This is a genomic window from Bradyrhizobium canariense, assembly GCF_900105125.1.
Lineage (GTDB): Bacteria > Pseudomonadota > Alphaproteobacteria > Rhizobiales > Xanthobacteraceae > Bradyrhizobium > Bradyrhizobium canariense_A.
On record NZ_LT629750.1, the window covers coordinates 4,141,956 to 4,156,998 of the forward strand.

A 15,043-nucleotide genomic window follows, 5' to 3' on the forward strand; every position below is an offset into this window, starting at 1 on the left:
GTGCTTTTTTGATTGATTGAGTACTTATCTTCGATAGAAATTTGGAACGGGCTCCAGTGCTTTGTAGAAAGTCTTTTTTTGACTTTGGCAGTGCGGAATGCCGCCTAAGCAAATGCGTCCTGCGCCTGCTCTAGCCTGCGGTACTGTCCGCCGTGGTAAAGAAGCGGCTCTCCGTCAGAGAGGTCGCTGGCCACGACTTCACCTACGAAAATTGTGTGAGTGCCGAGCTCCACTTCCTTGATCACAACGCATTCAACATGGGCATCGGAGCCCGCGATGATCGGACAACCGGTTTTCCCGACTGAAAAATCGATTGTCGAGAATGGATCGGCAACTCGTGAAGCAAAATGCAGCGCTATATCCTGCTGCGCGAGCGACAGCACGTTGACGGCGAAGGCGCCCGAGTTCCTGATGATTGGATGCGAACGATTGGTCTTGTTGACGATTACGAGAACGCTGGGCGGCTCCGCTGTCACGCTGCATACCGCAGTAGCGGTCATTCCATTCAGAAGCCCTCCATCCGCTGACGTTATGACATTGACGTTCGCGGCGAAGCGGCGCATGACGGCCTTAAACTGATCGCACGGTATGTTTTTGAAACATTTTTTCATCGTCCGTCCTCCTCGTGCACGAGAGCGCACGTGTTCTTCCCAAACGCTTCCTGCTTCGATGAGCCGGCCACGCTGTATTTTTTAACGTCACCGTTGTCCAGAAACGTAACATTCGTAAGTTTCGAAAAAAGCGATTTATTTCGAGCGGATATGTTCGAAAAAAGCGAACGAAAAAAAGCCTGAGACTTCACGAAAATGATCCGCCGATCTTCGCGCCGCCGCAACGCACGTGAATTTTCCCGGCACCCAAATTTCTCTTATGAGCCCGGGTTGCGCGGGAATCATCGATTAAAAGCCTTGGACGACAGGGCTCCATCGCGTTATCGGGTGGAGATGGCGATTTTATAAGGAGCGCCACAGTGAACATCAGGCAGCTTGAGACGTTCCTGATTATTGTGCGGTGCGGGAGCTTTGCGGGCGCTGCTGATCGTCTGAATACGACAGCATCGACTATTTCGGCACGCATACAGGAGCTTGAGGAGAGTCTTGGCGTTACGCTTTTCGATAGGTCTCAACGCAAGGTACGCTTGACGCCGAAGGGACGCGAACTTTGCCGTTATGCCGAAAGGGCGACCTCGGCCTTTTCGGACATCCGGATGTTTGTTGGCAACGGTGAGGCACTCTCCGGTCTTTTAAGGTTGGGGGTCGCGGAGATGGTCGCCGTAACCTGGCTGCCGAAACTGGTCGACATGATCCATGGCAAACTTCCGCTTCTTGCGCTTGAACTGAACGTCTCACTCACAGCCAAGCTTTTACAGCGTCTTGGAAATGACGAGCTTGATCTCGTACTCGCGCCAGGACTGAAATTTGATGCTGATCTCACAGCCCGATCAATCGGTCGGGTTTATTTCGCGTGGATGGCGGGCCGCAAGCAACAACTCCCGGAGCACACCATAGAACCAGGCGACCTTCGGCACATACGAATACTTTCCCTGGGAAAGGACAGCTTTCATCATCACACCGTCCAACGTTGGCTGAGCTCGCGGGATGACGGCCTGCCTAACGTCGATCTTTGCGACAGCATGGACGTGATAGCATCACTTACCAAGGAAGGTCTGGGCATGAGCCTTCTTCCGGTCGATCGTTATAAGACGGAAATCGAAGCGGGCGATCTGCGCATCATGAAGACGCGACCAGCGGGACCTATGGTCGAATTTTTCGCGATCTACAAGTCCAGCCGCTCAACGGCGATCCCGTCGATGATTGCCGATCTCGCAGAGGAAGCAAGCTCCTTCGAGATGGTGGCCGCCGATGGCGATACAGGAACGGGCTAGATCTTGCCTGTCGCGAGCCTGATCCGCTCCGTATCCCGACAAGAATGAGCTTGTCCGCCATCCGGCCGCCAGGGTGCGGCTTTCCAGCCGCCCTCTCCAATTGCAGCGTCGACGGCTTGGTGTTTTGCGCGGTTTTCAGGGAGTTATAGACATCGGCGATGTTCTGAAAGTCCGATGCCCGCGTGAAATAGCGGAAACGGTTTTCGATTTCCCAGCTGATCGTGGGTGTCGCCGCCATGGTTGCTGCACTGATGCCATTGGCCAGCACGATCGTTGCGATGGAAAAGATGCGCATCTGTCGCCTCCCCTCATCGGGAGATTGTTTCGCAACGTTGGGTAGCGCGCAACGGAATAGTCAAACCGCCTGGACGCCAATTCGTCGCGGCCCGTCCTTAAACGTCACGACGACGGAGCTGCCCAAACATCCACCAGACTTGCTAACCCCGTTGCGGCTTGCGCAGAACACCCATGTTCCCCTTGAAGATTGCGAGCAAGGTTAAACCGTAGGATGTTGGAGCTTGGGAAGTAGAGGTGACGCATCGTCAACGACGCAGGCGCTTTTGCGTCAGTATTTGTCAGGCGAATCCAAAGCTGTTGCCAGCGAGGGCAGGAAAGCGATGGAACATCGGAAATTCGTAGCTGTCTACGCCTGGTTATTGCGAGACGGTCCCCTTCTTTGATTTAGCCTGAGTCTCGAGGAAGCGGACGCCTATCTGTTCGCCATTGATCCAGTCCAGTTCGCAGCGACGAAAAGCGCGGCCAGTCGTTGAGAGAATCAAGAAAAACTCCTTCAGGCTCAGCCCCTCCACTGGCTCGGTGACGGATAGTTTTGCTTCGCTCGCGGCAACATCCAACATCACACACGCCCTGCGCCAGGTCCCATCGATAGCCACCATGTGAACGTCGATACCACGGGAAAATTCGACCCGGCCGCTCTTCCGCTTCTCTGTATTTAACGACATCGCCTCACGCTTCTGAAAAGAGCTCGTCTGCTATCTCTTAATCGGCGGTTCTTTACTGGCTTTCCCCTACCCATTTTGGGTAGCCGCGAGGAAATGAAGGCGGCGCGCTGGCATCAACAAATATTGAGTTAACTTCGCTTTCGCCGTGCGCGAAACAACAAGCGCAATGCCAGAGATAGACGACGCGCAATCCTCGGATTTGATTCGAACGATCTCCAGACACACGCTGTCCTACGTTCTTTATTCAATCAGCGAATTATTTCGTCACTATGATTTCGACCCCATAGATTTGCTGATCATCCATGCAATCCTGAATGCGAACATGCTGAACATTGGGAAAAACCCAGAACTCGATAAGCGGTTCGGCAGCATGGATCGGCTTGAGAGCGGCGACGTCAAACAGGGCGTTTCCCGCGCGGCCCTCGCGAGATTCCTGAGCATTCCGATCGAGACGATCAGACGCCGGGTCGATCGGCTGAAGAAGCAGGCCATTCTGTCGGAAGCCAAGGACGGGCTCATCGTCACCGAACAGAACGGCTTCAACTTTGGCGACAATCAAGAACTGCAAAAGACCAACGTGGTGTTGGTGCAAAAACTACTTCGCGATCTGAAGCGCGCAGGGATTGAGGGCCCCGATGATCTCTGAGCCCTCGGGCGCGCATGTGCGATCGACGACAACAATAACAAAAGCCGATGAAAGACTGTGGCGATGCCCGATCACGACAAATCGATGACACTCACATTCCGCTGCCCGGCGGAATTGGAGGGAATACTGCCTCCACCGGTACCGGCGACAGCAGGTCTTCCCGACTGGCTGAAGGCGATGCCGGCGCAGGCCTTCAACGCGATCAACTATCGGAATGAGAATACCGTCAAGCGCTGTCCGCCGTTCATCGACGCCATGACCTCAGGCTTTTTGATCCCGCTGATGTGTAACCTCAGGGTCGAGAACGGCGAAATCACCTGGGATAACGATCTTCCGCCGGGCGGAGCGGTCAGCTTCGTGCGCTCGCCGATTGGATTCCATGACGCGAGCCAGGTTATCGATACGCCGCTGTTCGATACCGACCGGTTCCTGATCAAATTTCACAATCTGTGGACCATCGAGGCGCCTGATGGCTATGCGCTGTTTTTCACGCATCCGGTCAACCGGTTTGACCTGCCGTTCACTACAATGACCGGTATGGTCGATTGCGACCGCTACCACGACAACTGGATTCATTTTCCGGCGCACTGGCATGACGCGAACTTTAGCGGTGTGCTGCCAAAGGGCACGCCGATCGCCCAGTGCCTGCCGGTCAAACGAGAACGCTGGGTGGCACACACGGCGCCATTCACCGAAGAAGAGACCCAGCGCACGCACGACCTCACCACCGCGATCGACCGCGAACCGGGCCTCTATCGGCGCCAGTTCCGTGTATAAGCCTGTCTAGCTGCGCAGGAATTTTGCGATGGCGCTGGGCCGCAGGAAGAAGCGCCCATGCGAGGAGGCCGCAAGCGAATGAATCGCCCGGCCCATCATCTCGGGTTTGCCGCGTGTCGTCGAACGCAGAACGGCTTCTCCGGCGTCGCGCTCGCCCATTTCCAGCAGGCACACGCCGAAATTGGCCTGCGCCGTAGTATCGTCGGGCCGGAGCGCAAGGACACGCCGGTAGATGTCGGCGGCGGAGGCATATTCGCCATCCAAAAGCGTGACATGAGCCAGTGCAGCCAGAACATCGTGCCGTCCCGGCGCCGCCGTGAGAGCTTTTAACAGGACCGTGCGGGCCTTGGTTCGCCGGTTGCGGCCCAGATAGAGGAGCGAGATGCTTACCTGGAGGTCAGTGACGTCGGGGGTGAGTTCAAGGCCGTTTTCGAGGACCACGATCGCCTCGTCGACCCGCCCAGCCTTTGCGAGTTGATCGGCATGTTCGCGAAACGCTGGCGGGAACGGCGGGCGCCGGGCGGTGGTTTGGCGCAACTGCTCAAGCGCTTCCTCGCGGCGCCCTGCAGCGGAGAGCGTCGCGGCAAGCAAGGTTTCGGTTGCCGGATCGCCGCTACGGCGTGCCGCCCGCTCCAGCGGCGCGATCGCCTCGTCGGCGCGGTTTTGTGCCATCAGGGCTTGACCGAGAATCGTCGCCGCCGCGGCGTTACTTCGGTTCGCCTTCAGAACGCGCGCCGCAAGCCGCTCGGCTTCGTCGGGCCTCTGCATCCGCAGCGCAAACGCCGCGCGCTCCAGCGCATCTTCGCTGGAGTTTTGCCGTCCAGGGGCGGAGGAAAGGGTGGGAGAAAGGAATGGATGCTTCGACATGGCTTTGACAACACGATCACGCGGCCTCTCCGGCGCGATGCCGGCGGCAAGCAGGTTGCCTGGCGCAGATATATCGTCAGATTTACGAACAGCCTGCTGCGATTTGCGCAGAACGCCCATGCGCATTTGGCTTCTAAAATGCATGGACAAAGGGAAGCGCGAACACGTCGCGAAACCTCCAGGCTTTCGCGGCCTTCCCTGTCTTTCCTGGCCTTGATCTTCGGGCCTGAGCCTTAAATCCCGAACATCCAGACCGCGACGATGGCACCCAGCGTCGCCAGGCCGCTAATCGTCCAGCCGGCGGCGTAGGCTGCTTCGTCGTCGCTCATACCGCGCATAACGTCAAACCTGTTGGTCGAGGCACGCCAGTGATCCGACATGATCGCCTCCTGATCGTCTCAGGAAATAATTGCTAACCCGCTTTAAGGTTCCATATGCGGCTTGTTTACAACATTCCCTCAATTAGCTCTAAATTCTTGGCTTTCTGCCCTGCAGCCCTAGATGGATAGGTGAGACTCATCAAGGCGGTGCTGTCGGTTTGAGTGACCGGGAATCCGGCAGGGCGACGCTGCCGGACAGCAGGCATCACGCCACATACCCGGCTGCTCACGGATATCTGATCGTGGCAACGGAACCGGAGGCATGCCGGTTCCGTTAAGGCGCGCCGGAACTGAACACTGGGAGACCTATTCGATGCGCAAGCTGATTATCGCCGCCACCGCCCTCGCCTTTCTTTCGTCGACCGCTTTCGCCCAATCGACCGACAAAGCCGGAAGCAGCACCGGCCCTGCGGCACAGAGCGGTGACAACATGAGCAAGGGCGATCCGTCGAGCACCAAAATGGCAAAGACGACCAAGAAGAAATCAAAGAAGCCGAGCGCGATGAAAAGCGACGACGCAAAGTGATAAAGAGGGCCGCCTTCGGGCGGCCTTTTCGTTTGCTGGCGTGCGATCGGCGATTGCTCATGGCGGATGCCCTATCGCCGTTTACCCGGCAGCCAGTCCCGCATCGCCAAGCCGCCCGGCCAGCCAACCCGATAAGGGCTGATCGATAACGCCGCCGATATACACCTCCGACGCGATCACGTTCTTTCTGCCCAGCACGAGCAGGACCCCGATCCGGTAGGCAAACCACAGATGCGGATCGGTCAGCGCGCGCAATTTGTGTCGATCATGTTCCAGCGGCTGGTGATTGGTCGCCTTTCGAACCTCGACCGCGAGGAGGTTTTCCGGAACGGTTCGGCGGTGCACGACGATATCGGGATAAATAGATTTGCCGATGTCATCGTCGGTCGAGACGATCGATCCCTTCGGCAGCCGAAGCCTGCGTTCTCCGAGCCGGTTGTAGTCGCAATCGACGTCCCATCCGCCAAACTGGCTTTCAAGATGGACCGCCAGGCGGTGCGTCAACGTCCGCTCGCCCAGATCCTTCTCGAGCAAATGGGTCTCGCGCGCGTAGAATACCCCGAGCGCACCGACAAGTTTGTCCAGTTCGGACTGCATCTCGGCCTGCATGTCGCCTCCCTCGAGGCGACCTGATGGCCGACATCTGCGTCGGTTCGATGACGCTTTACATCAGGACTTCAATCAATCGCGGTCCCGGCTCGGCAATGGCTTCCGCCAGCGCCTTGTTGAAATCATCGACATTGTCAACCGCGCGGCCCGGAACGCCCATGCCCTTGGCGAGCGAGACGAAATCAATGGTCGGGCGGTCGAGCTTGAGCATGTCCTGCGCGCGCTTTCCCGGCTCGCCGGCGCCGACACCGTCGAATTCACCGCGCAGGATCTGATAGATGCGGTTGGCGAACACGATGGTCACGACGTTGAGGCCCTCGCGCGCCTGCGTCCACAGCGACTGAAAGGTGTACATCGCGCTGCCGTCGCCGACCATGCAGATCACCTTGCGGTCCGGGCAGGCCACCGCCGCCCCTGTCGCGACCGGCGTGGAAAATCCGATCGAGCCGCCCATGTTCTGCAGCCAGTCATGCGGCGCAGCCGACGCGGTGGGCGGAAAGAAACCACGGCCGGTCGTGATGGATTCATCGACCACGATGGCATTTTCGGGAATCGCCATTGCAATCGCCTGCGCGATCGAGGCATGGGTCAGCGCGCCCGTCGGCTTCGCAATCTCCATCAGCTTTTGCGGCTTGACGTCCTGCGGCTTGGCGCCAAGCGCATGTGCCAATGCCTCCAGCGCCGCGACCGAATTTTCGCCCCATGAGGTCATGCGATGAACCTCGCAGCCCTCGGGCTTCAGCACGCTCGGCTTGTTCGGATAGGCGAAGAAGGCGATGGGATCGTTGGCCTCGATCAGGACGATGTGCTTGAAGTTCTTCAGAATCGGCAGCGCCTGCTCGATCACATAGGGAATCCGGTCGATTGAGAAGCGGCCGCGGCCGCGCGCCATGCGCGGATGATAGGTCTGGCCCATCACCTTGCAGCCGGTCTTGCCTGCAATTTGTTCTGCCAGCACCAGCGCCTGTTCGGTCAATGCGCTTCCGGTCATCAGCAGCAGGGTATGGGCGGGGTCGTTGTGCAGCACCTTGGCCGCCTCGTCGACGGCCTGCGGGGAGTAGCTGACGCGCTGGCTGTCCACCGACACCTGCGCGATGCCATCGGCCTCGTTCCAGGCGGTGTCGGCCGGCAGGATCAGGGTTGCGATCTGCGGCGGTGAGCTTTTGGCCGCGGCTATCGCCGCCGCGCCGTCAGCTGCGATCGATTTGGCATTCGGCGATGTCCGCACCCAGTCGGACATCGGCCGGGCCAGGCCTTCGATATCGGAGGTCAGCGGCGCATTGTAGCCGATGTGATAGGTGGCATGCTGGCCGACGATGTTGACGATGCCGGAATGCGCCTTCTTGGCGTTGTGCAGATTGGCCAGGCCGTTGGCGAGGCCGGGTCCAAGATGCAGCAGGGTCGATGCCGGCGTGCCCTTCATGCGGAAATAGCCGTCCGCGGCACCGGTGACCACCCCCTCGAACAGGCCGAGCACGCAGCGCATGCCCTCGACCCGGTCCAGCGCGGCGACAAAATGCATCTCCGACGTGCCCGGGTTGCTAAAGCAGACGTCAACGCCGCCCGCGACCAGGGTCCGCACCAGACTTTCCGCACCGTTCATCATTCCACTCCCGTTCGCGATATCTTTTGAGGCAGCCAGTGATCAATCATTCCTGACGCGTTTCGTCAAAGGGTTAGCAGGGCATTGCTGCTACGCTGGCGGGCAACGGTTAACCGGACTTTTCGAAAATCTCCGCCCTCACAGGCTCGTTGCTTGCGAAATCGCGCCAATTATGGCCTTTCTGGCAATCAGGCCAGATTATCCACGAGGAAGAAAATGACCCGAGGGTTCGCTTTCTTGTTTATCGCAGTGACCATGCTGGCCGGGGCCGGCCAGGCGCAGGCCCAGTTCTTCGACTCGCGCGATATCATGGGCGGCGGCCCTAATTTCTTCGCCGGCGGCTCCAGCCCCATTCCGCGCACCACCGTATATTTTGACAGCAATTATGCGCCCGGCACCATCGTGGTGAACACCGCCGAGCGCCGGCTTTATCTGGTGCTGCCCAACGGCCAGGCACTTCGCTACGGCATCGGGGTCGGGCGTGACGGCTTTCGCTGGGGCGGCGTGCACCGCATCTCCGCCAAGAAAGAATGGCCGAGCTGGACCCCGCCCTCGCAGATGCTGGCGCGGCGGCCGGACCTGCCGCGCCACATGGCCGGCGGCATCGACAATCCGCTCGGCGCCCGCGCCATATATCTGGGCTCGACGCTTTATCGCATTCACGGCTCGAACGAGCCTGAGACGATCGGCCAGGCGGTATCTTCCGGCTGCTTCCGCATGACCAATGAAGACGTCACCGACCTCTATGACCGCGTTTCCGTCGGCGCCACCGTCATCGTGAAAAACTGAGCCGACCTCCGGCGGAACTTGCGCCGCTCTGTCGGCGAATCTGCCCGATCCAGCCTTATCTAGTCTGGCCGCCAGTCTAGCCTTGCGCGTCCGCGACGATTACGGCAGCGTTGGCACGATGAACGTCTCTCGCTGGCCTTCGCCTATCTTAAAGACATTCGCGGTCGTACTGGCTGGCATCGCGGTCAATAACGTTGTTTTGCAGCCGTCGGCGTCATCCGAAATTCCCGCCATCGCCTCACGCCAGCGCGCCGAAAAGAAGTCCTTCACCGACAGCGAAATCGTCGAAGGATTTTTCAAGACCGCGTTCGGCGCCGAATATCATCTGGCCGGCCGGGTCGACCGCATCCGAAAATACGATATGCCGGTACGGGTGTTCGCCGACGGCGTGGGCCGCCCGGATCGAAAGGCGCAGCTCGCCAAGGTGGTCGCCGATATCGGCCGCCGGGTCCAGCACCTGGACATCGCGATGGCGCCGACCAGCGACGACGCCAATGTTATCGTCAACCTGGTGCGCGACCGCGACCTGTCGCGCACCATCACCAGTCTCTACGGCAGCGAGCGCGCGAAAGAGATTCGCACTTCGCTCGATCCGCAATGCCTGTCCGGATTTCGCAAGAACGAGCAGTTCGAGATCGAGCACTCCGATGTGATCCTCACCTATGACAGCAGCGATTTCACCTTCCTGGACTGCGCCTATGAGGAGCTGCTGCAGTCGCTGGGACCGATCAACGATACCAGCTCCGTGCCATGGACCATGTTCAACGACAACGTGTCGATGGGCTTCTTCGACGTCTACGATCAGTATATCCTGAATCTGCTCTATGACCCGCGCATCAAGGCCGGCATGACCGTGCAGGAGGTGAAGGCCGTGCTGCCGGAAGTGCTGGCCGACGTGCGGGCATGGGTAAAGAACGTCAACAATCTTCCGGAATGATCACATCACTTGTTCGGATCGCAGATCGCCTTGAGCGACGACCACTCCTCGGCCGTCAGCAGCGGCGGCCCGCTCGGCGGACGGTCTTCGTCGCTCATACGCTTCAATCGATCTTCCGTCAGCGGATGGCTCGCCAGAATGGACAGGCTCTTGTCGCCCTGCTTTCCGGTAACGCGAAACAGCAGTTCACCCATCGGCTTGGGTGATCGGCCGAGCCGGTGCATTACATCGATTGAAAAAGTATCAGCGTTTTGTTCCGCCTCGCGCGTATAGGACGCGGTCACGATTGAGCGCGAGGCGAAGATGATGGCGCTTGAACCTGTAATGTCGCCGAACAGCAAACCGATCAAAAACGACGTCCCGCCATTATAAATCAACCCGCGCATGTTATCGCGATGTTTGACGTGCCCGAGCTCATGCGCGAGCACGCCCGCGATCTCGTCGGGATTTTCAGCTTTCGCCAGTAATCCGTCGAACAAATAGACCTTGCCGCCCGGCAACGCGAAAGCGTTGGGAATCGGCGTCGCCAACACCGCGGTCTGGATCGACGTATCCAGACCCGCCGATACGCGAAGAGCATTGACGAGCTTGGCGAACGCAAGCTGCCCCGCCCCATGGTCGCAAACCTTTTTGCCGAAGATCGCTTTGACTTGCCCATCCGCCACGTCACCCAGACGACGCTCGAACACCTGCGGCACCAGCGGGGTCAGGCGATCCGCCGCCAGCGGCAGGCCAAACAGCACGACAACAACGATTGAGACCGCCGCTGCGAGCGACCAGCCGATAATGTGCGCGACGCCACGCCCGCCGGGGGCATTTTCGTCCAGCCGGTTGCAGCGGGAGATCAATTCGGCTGCGACCGCGGCATCACGGATCTCAAGCCGAGCCAGCGCGGGCGCTGTCAGACACGTCAGGCGGAGTGTGCCCGGGGGACTGTCGGCGCGGCGGATATCGGCATAAGGCCAGGTCGTCGCGGTTTCGGACGGCTCGCTGAGCTCAAGCTGGTCCTTGAATGCGAGCGTCACCAGACGGCGGCGGCTGGACTTGCCGTCGAAATAAATGGCTGACGCGTCCGGCCGCGAAGGCGCCGAAACATCTTGCGGCCCGCTATCCATTGAAACGGATACTCATGGTCTAAAACCCGGCAATATCAAGCCCGTCGGCAAAGCCCTCGCCGAGCGCATTTGCAAGCTCGCCCCTGGCGGAAACATTCGCCGCCGCCTCAATGTTGTGGACTGTGGTCGATGCCATCAACCTCGCCCACACATCCCGCAACAGGTAGACCCGCATCACGACGTTTACCGCGAGGATGATTGCCAAATAGCCTACCGCCGCCAGGACAATCATCGGGACGCTTCCCCGCAAACTGGCTGCAGCAGACGACAGATCGCTTATGCCCACGAGTAAACCCGCGCAAGCGAACAGATATGTCGCGAACAGCACCAATATCAGCAAGAACCAACCGATTACCTTCCAGTAAAGGCCGACAAGCGCGCCGCGCAGTAACCCCGATTCAAACCGGACGTCGCCAAATCGGATGCCCGAAAGCCACCAGCGCCACTCGACGGCTTTGAACACGCCATAAATGAACGGCGCTGCCAACAGAAGCACGAGCGATATGAACGGAGCAATTTTAGCTATTGGCAACATGCCCGGAACTATTTTGGCCAGTGGCCACAACATGAACGGCATAACCGCCGAAAGGACGGCCAGTAGCCACAGCCACCAGCCGCGCTTGAAGAGCTCCCAGCCGCGACCTTCGAAACTTCCCGGCAAATCGCCGTAGTAGCAATGGCGCATCTTGTACCGTTCGAGGGCCGCTTCACGCCACGGCAATATCAATCCCAGCGTTGGGAGCATCAGCAAGCCCCATAGCGCCGCCCGGGCGGCGTAGGCCCAGCCCGAGCCGTCCATCCAGAACCGCACTCCCCGCCATACAGTGCGGGTCAAGCGATAACGCCGCGCGCGATAGATCGCGAACTGACCGAAAACATAGAAAAAAAGGAACAACGGAAAACTGGCGAAAGCCTTGAAGCGTTCGACTTCAAGACCGACGATAAAATAAGCAAGATAAATCGGCACCAGGATCGCGAGGGCGAACAGAAATCCGATCAGCAGCTCCCTGCCACGACCAGTGTATTCCGCCGCGTCGCCGTCGACCGAGGTATGCGACCACAAATGACGGCGGATATCGGTGGCAAGCCAAAAACGATAAAAGCCGGCCGTAATGAGTTCAAGGCCGGCGCCACGCTCCACCAACCAGCGAAATTCTCCCCGATCGCCGGAAAACGACACAGGCGTCGACGGCGGCGCCTGATGCGCCGGCACAAAGCTCATCTGATTCACGGATCACCCCCTGATCAACCCCTAAGAGCAGACGAATCTCAATGAAACCACAGATTAGAGATTTGTCGGCTCAAAAGCGATACCGGCTCGACCGGCCTCACGCCGATTTCTCGAACAGCTCCCGTCCGATCAGCATGCGCCGGATTTCGCTGGTGCCGGCGCCGATCTCGTAAAGCTTGGCGTCGCGCAATAGCCGCCCGGTCGGATAGTCATTGATATAGCCGTTGCCGCCCAGCAGCTGGAAGAGAATGGCGCCGGCGGCATCCTCGCGCGTGGTCTAGCCGCGATCACATGTGTCCCGTAGCAAATGGCCGTGAGGCTAAGCGCCTTGGCTTCTTCGGCTGATGACGATCTTGACGGCTCACCATTTCGTAAAATTCCCAAAACTTCGTACGCGTCAACTCAGAGAGCGAGAAAGACCTTGATCGCGATCACATTGATGATGTCGACGAAAAAGGCGGAGACCAGCGGCAGAATGATGAAGGCGTTTGGTGACGGACCGTAGTGCTCAGTCACCGCGGTCATGCTCGCGATCGCGGTCGGCGTCGCGCCAAGGGAAAGACCGGTGAATCCGGCACTCAGGACGGCGGCCTGGTAGTCTCCGCCGAGCAATGGGAACAGCGCGAGGACGATGAACGCTACGGCCACTACCGCCTGCATAATGACCACGACCAGCAGAGGCCCGGCGATTTCGGCAAGGGTCCAGAGCTGCATGCTCATCAACGATATCGTGAGAAACACCGAGAGCGCATAGTCGGAAATGAGCGCCAGTGCCGGCGTGCGCGCGGGCCACGGCAGCCTCGGAAAGATCAGCGGCACTGTGTTGGACAGGACGATGCCCATGATAAGGCACGGCACGAAGAGCGGCAGCTTGATACCCATCTCGGTGATGGGCCCGTGCACCAGATATCCAAGGATCACGGCAAGATTGACCATGAGCAGCGCGTACATGAAGCTGGACTTGTCGATTGGCGCCGCGTCCGCCTCGGAAGCTGGTTCTTCGGCGCCTGACGCAGCAATCCCGGAGACGAGCTTTCGGCGCTCGATCAGAAATTTTGCGACTGGCCCGCCGAGCAGGCTCGCCACTATCAAACCCAGCGTCGCGACCGCCGCACCGGCTTCGATCGCGGCGGGAAATCCGTGCTCGGCCGCGATCGCGGGCGCCCACGCGATTGTCGTACCATGCCCACCGACGAGAGCGATGGAGCCCATGATCACGCCCGCCGCCGAGGGCAGGCCGAACAGCGAAGCACCGAGCGTTCCAACCACGTTCTGCAGGAAGACGAAAATCGTCGTCAGCACGCACAAGACAATCAGCGCTCTGCCACCGGCGAGCAGATCGGACAACCGGGCGTTGATGCCAACTGCCCCAAAGAAGATGACCAGCAACCTGTCACGCCCGATCATCTCGAAGCCGATTGCCCAGCCGGTTGCGGCGTGAAAAACCCACAGGGCAACCGCTGCAAGAAATCCGCCGGTGACCGGCTCCGGGATGTTGTAATTACGAAGAAAGCTGACGTTTCGCGTTACGATTACGCCGACGAAATAGAGAACGACACCGAGAGTAAGCGTCAGGAAATCCGGCGCTACAAGCGAATTGGCGGCTGGTGTCATGATGCCCTCGCTCCCGTCGACCGGATTTCGGTCGAGGCCGCGTAGAAGTTTATTTCATTATCGGACCCGTTGATAGTTGGCACTCCGGAGTGCCGAAAGCATTTCGGCAGCCGATGATGTCTATCGCCCTCTCGCCGGCCGGCGGCTATGCTGCGCAAACGCGGGATCATGTTCTGACAGCGTGCCGCCAGTCGCCACCAGGCACCACCGTATTCCATTCTCGTTCGGCAGAAGGAACCGCATCATGAAACGCATCCGCATCATTCATAAGACAGAGTATTTTTACAATCAGCCCGTCACATTTGGACCCCATCGAGCGATGATGCGGCCCCGCGAGGGGCACGATGCTCATATCGCGAGAGCGCGCGTTAATGTCGAGCCGAAAGCGGAAGTGAGTTGGCTGCGCGACGTCTACGATAATTCCATCGCCATTCTCACCTTCGAAGGGAAATCCGACAAGCTCAGCCTCGCAAGCGAAGTGGACGTCGATCTTTACCACGACGCCCTCAACGAATGGCCTATCTCGCCGTATGCCCGTTCTTTCCCATTCCAATACCCTCCGGAAGAGCACATCGATCTGATGGTGTATCGCCTGCCGAGCTATCCCTACGATGGGCCGATACTAAACAAATGGCTGCGGGATCTTTATCAGCCCGGTCAAGTCATCGATACGATCGATCTCCTGAGCGATCTGAATACGCACATTTACCGGTCATTTAAATACGATTCCCGTGACGCGCTTGGGGTTCAGCTGCCGAACGAGACGCTCACGCGCGGCAGCGGGACGTGCCGCGACTTCGCGGTGTTTATGATGGAGGCTGCCCGCTATTGGGGATTTGGCGCGCGATTTGTCACCGGTTATATCCAAATGGCCGAGGGACAGCATGGCGCCACTCACGCCTGGACCGAGATCTACATCCCCGGCGCGGGATGGCGCGGCTTCGATCCCACAAACAACAAGCTCGTTAGCAGCGAACATATCCCCGTCGCCGTGTCGCGCGAGCAGGAGAAGGCTTCTCCGCTGTCCGGTTCATGGGAGGGCCCGTCAGACGCCTTCGACCGGATGACCGTCTCGGTGCAGGTCGTGGAAGCGCCGTAACGC

At 59.1% G+C, this 15,043-nt stretch carries 16 protein-coding genes and 1 pseudogene; 7 read left to right on the forward strand and 10 right to left on the reverse strand.

The annotated features are described in order from the left end of the window. Window positions 1-104: 104 nt before the first annotated feature. Window positions 105-611, reverse strand: coding sequence for a flavin reductase family protein (locus BLV09_RS19780; RefSeq protein ID WP_100384084.1), 507 nt, complete (start codon window positions 609-611; stop codon window positions 105-107). A gap of 359 nt (window positions 612-970) precedes the next feature. Between BLV09_RS19780 and BLV09_RS19785 the strand changes: the two genes are divergently transcribed. Beyond that, window positions 971-1,885, forward strand: a complete 915-nt coding sequence (locus tag BLV09_RS19785; RefSeq protein WP_146688551.1) for a LysR family transcriptional regulator — start codon at window positions 971-973, stop codon at window positions 1,883-1,885. A 653-nt stretch (window positions 1,886-2,538) separates the two neighbouring features. On the opposite strand, the gene BLV09_RS19790 is transcribed toward BLV09_RS19785, so the two are convergent. Further along, window positions 2,539-2,847: a PilZ domain-containing protein gene (locus tag BLV09_RS19790; protein WP_146688552.1), complete on the reverse strand. Its 309-nt coding sequence runs from the start codon at window positions 2,845-2,847 to the stop codon at window positions 2,539-2,541. A gap of 145 nt (window positions 2,848-2,992) precedes the next feature. Between BLV09_RS19790 and BLV09_RS19795 the strand changes: the two genes are divergently transcribed. Together BLV09_RS19795 and BLV09_RS19800 are read left to right on the forward strand one after the other, a co-directional pair. Continuing rightward, window positions 2,993-3,493, forward strand: a complete 501-nt coding sequence (locus BLV09_RS19795) for a hypothetical protein (RefSeq protein WP_244548756.1) — start codon at window positions 2,993-2,995, stop codon at window positions 3,491-3,493. 84 nt (window positions 3,494-3,577) lie between these two features. After that, window positions 3,578-4,270 (forward strand): hypothetical protein, encoded by a 693-nt coding sequence (locus BLV09_RS19800; RefSeq protein WP_433994347.1) that lies wholly within the window; start codon window positions 3,578-3,580, stop codon window positions 4,268-4,270. A gap of 6 nt (window positions 4,271-4,276) precedes the next feature. Here BLV09_RS19800 and BLV09_RS19805 read toward each other — a convergent pair whose 3' ends face one another. Together BLV09_RS19805 and BLV09_RS37395 are read right to left on the reverse strand one after the other, a co-directional pair. Then, on the reverse strand, window positions 4,277-5,257 hold the full coding sequence (locus tag BLV09_RS19805) for a tetratricopeptide repeat protein (protein WP_244548757.1): 981 nt from the start codon (window positions 5,255-5,257) through the stop codon (window positions 4,277-4,279). Between the two features lie 113 nt (window positions 5,258-5,370). Beyond that, window positions 5,371-5,517 (reverse strand): hypothetical protein, encoded by a 147-nt coding sequence (locus tag BLV09_RS37395; protein WP_167558812.1) that lies wholly within the window; start codon window positions 5,515-5,517, stop codon window positions 5,371-5,373. Window positions 5,518-5,830: 313 nt separating this feature from the next. On the opposite strand from BLV09_RS37395, the gene BLV09_RS19810 reads away from it, so the two are divergent. Continuing rightward, complete coding sequence (locus tag BLV09_RS19810) at window positions 5,831-6,043, forward strand: hypothetical protein (protein ID WP_100387195.1); 213 nt, start codon at window positions 5,831-5,833, stop codon at window positions 6,041-6,043. Window positions 6,044-6,124: 81 nt separating this feature from the next. Here the strand turns inward: BLV09_RS19810 and BLV09_RS19815 are convergent, their stop codons facing one another. Continuing rightward, window positions 6,125-6,640, reverse strand: coding sequence for a hypothetical protein (locus tag BLV09_RS19815; protein ID WP_146691208.1), 516 nt, complete (start codon window positions 6,638-6,640; stop codon window positions 6,125-6,127). A gap of 67 nt (window positions 6,641-6,707) precedes the next feature. Beyond that, the gene (locus BLV09_RS19820) at window positions 6,708-8,255 is read right to left on the reverse strand and encodes an acetolactate synthase large subunit (protein ID WP_146691209.1); all 1,548 of its coding nucleotides are present in this window, start codon (window positions 8,253-8,255) and stop codon (window positions 6,708-6,710) included. 216 nt (window positions 8,256-8,471) lie between these two features. Between BLV09_RS19820 and BLV09_RS19825 the strand changes: the two genes are divergently transcribed. Further along, the gene (locus BLV09_RS19825; RefSeq protein WP_146688554.1) at window positions 8,472-9,044 is read left to right on the forward strand and encodes a L,D-transpeptidase; all 573 of its coding nucleotides are present in this window, start codon (window positions 8,472-8,474) and stop codon (window positions 9,042-9,044) included. A gap of 118 nt (window positions 9,045-9,162) precedes the next feature. Beyond that, window positions 9,163-9,981 carry a DUF2927 domain-containing protein gene (locus BLV09_RS19830; protein WP_100387198.1) on the forward strand — a complete coding sequence of 273 codons (819 nt, stop codon included), beginning with the start codon at window positions 9,163-9,165 and terminating at the stop codon, window positions 9,979-9,981. Window positions 9,982-9,986: 5 nt separating this feature from the next. Here BLV09_RS19830 and BLV09_RS19835 read toward each other — a convergent pair whose 3' ends face one another. The 4 genes and pseudogenes from BLV09_RS19835 to gltS form a co-directional block, all read right to left on the reverse strand. Beyond that, complete coding sequence (locus BLV09_RS19835; RefSeq protein ID WP_146688555.1) at window positions 9,987-11,096, reverse strand: M48 family metallopeptidase; 1,110 nt, start codon at window positions 11,094-11,096, stop codon at window positions 9,987-9,989. Window positions 11,097-11,115: 19 nt separating this feature from the next. Continuing rightward, a complete protein-coding gene (locus BLV09_RS19840; protein WP_146691210.1) occupies window positions 11,116-12,318 on the reverse strand; it encodes a DUF898 family protein in 1,203 nt (400 codons plus the stop codon). A 106-nt stretch (window positions 12,319-12,424) separates the two neighbouring features. Then, window positions 12,425-12,619 (reverse strand): annotated as a pseudogene (locus tag BLV09_RS19845) (acyl-CoA dehydrogenase family protein); the annotation flags it as partial. Between the two features lie 110 nt (window positions 12,620-12,729). Then, window positions 12,730-13,941 carry a sodium/glutamate symporter gene (gltS, locus tag BLV09_RS19850; RefSeq protein WP_146688556.1) on the reverse strand — a complete coding sequence of 404 codons (1,212 nt, stop codon included), beginning with the start codon at window positions 13,939-13,941 and terminating at the stop codon, window positions 12,730-12,732. Between the two features lie 244 nt (window positions 13,942-14,185). On the opposite strand from gltS, the gene BLV09_RS19855 reads away from it, so the two are divergent. Next, complete coding sequence (locus tag BLV09_RS19855) at window positions 14,186-15,040, forward strand: transglutaminase family protein (protein ID WP_146688557.1); 855 nt, start codon at window positions 14,186-14,188, stop codon at window positions 15,038-15,040. Window positions 15,041-15,043 lie beyond the last annotated feature (3 nt).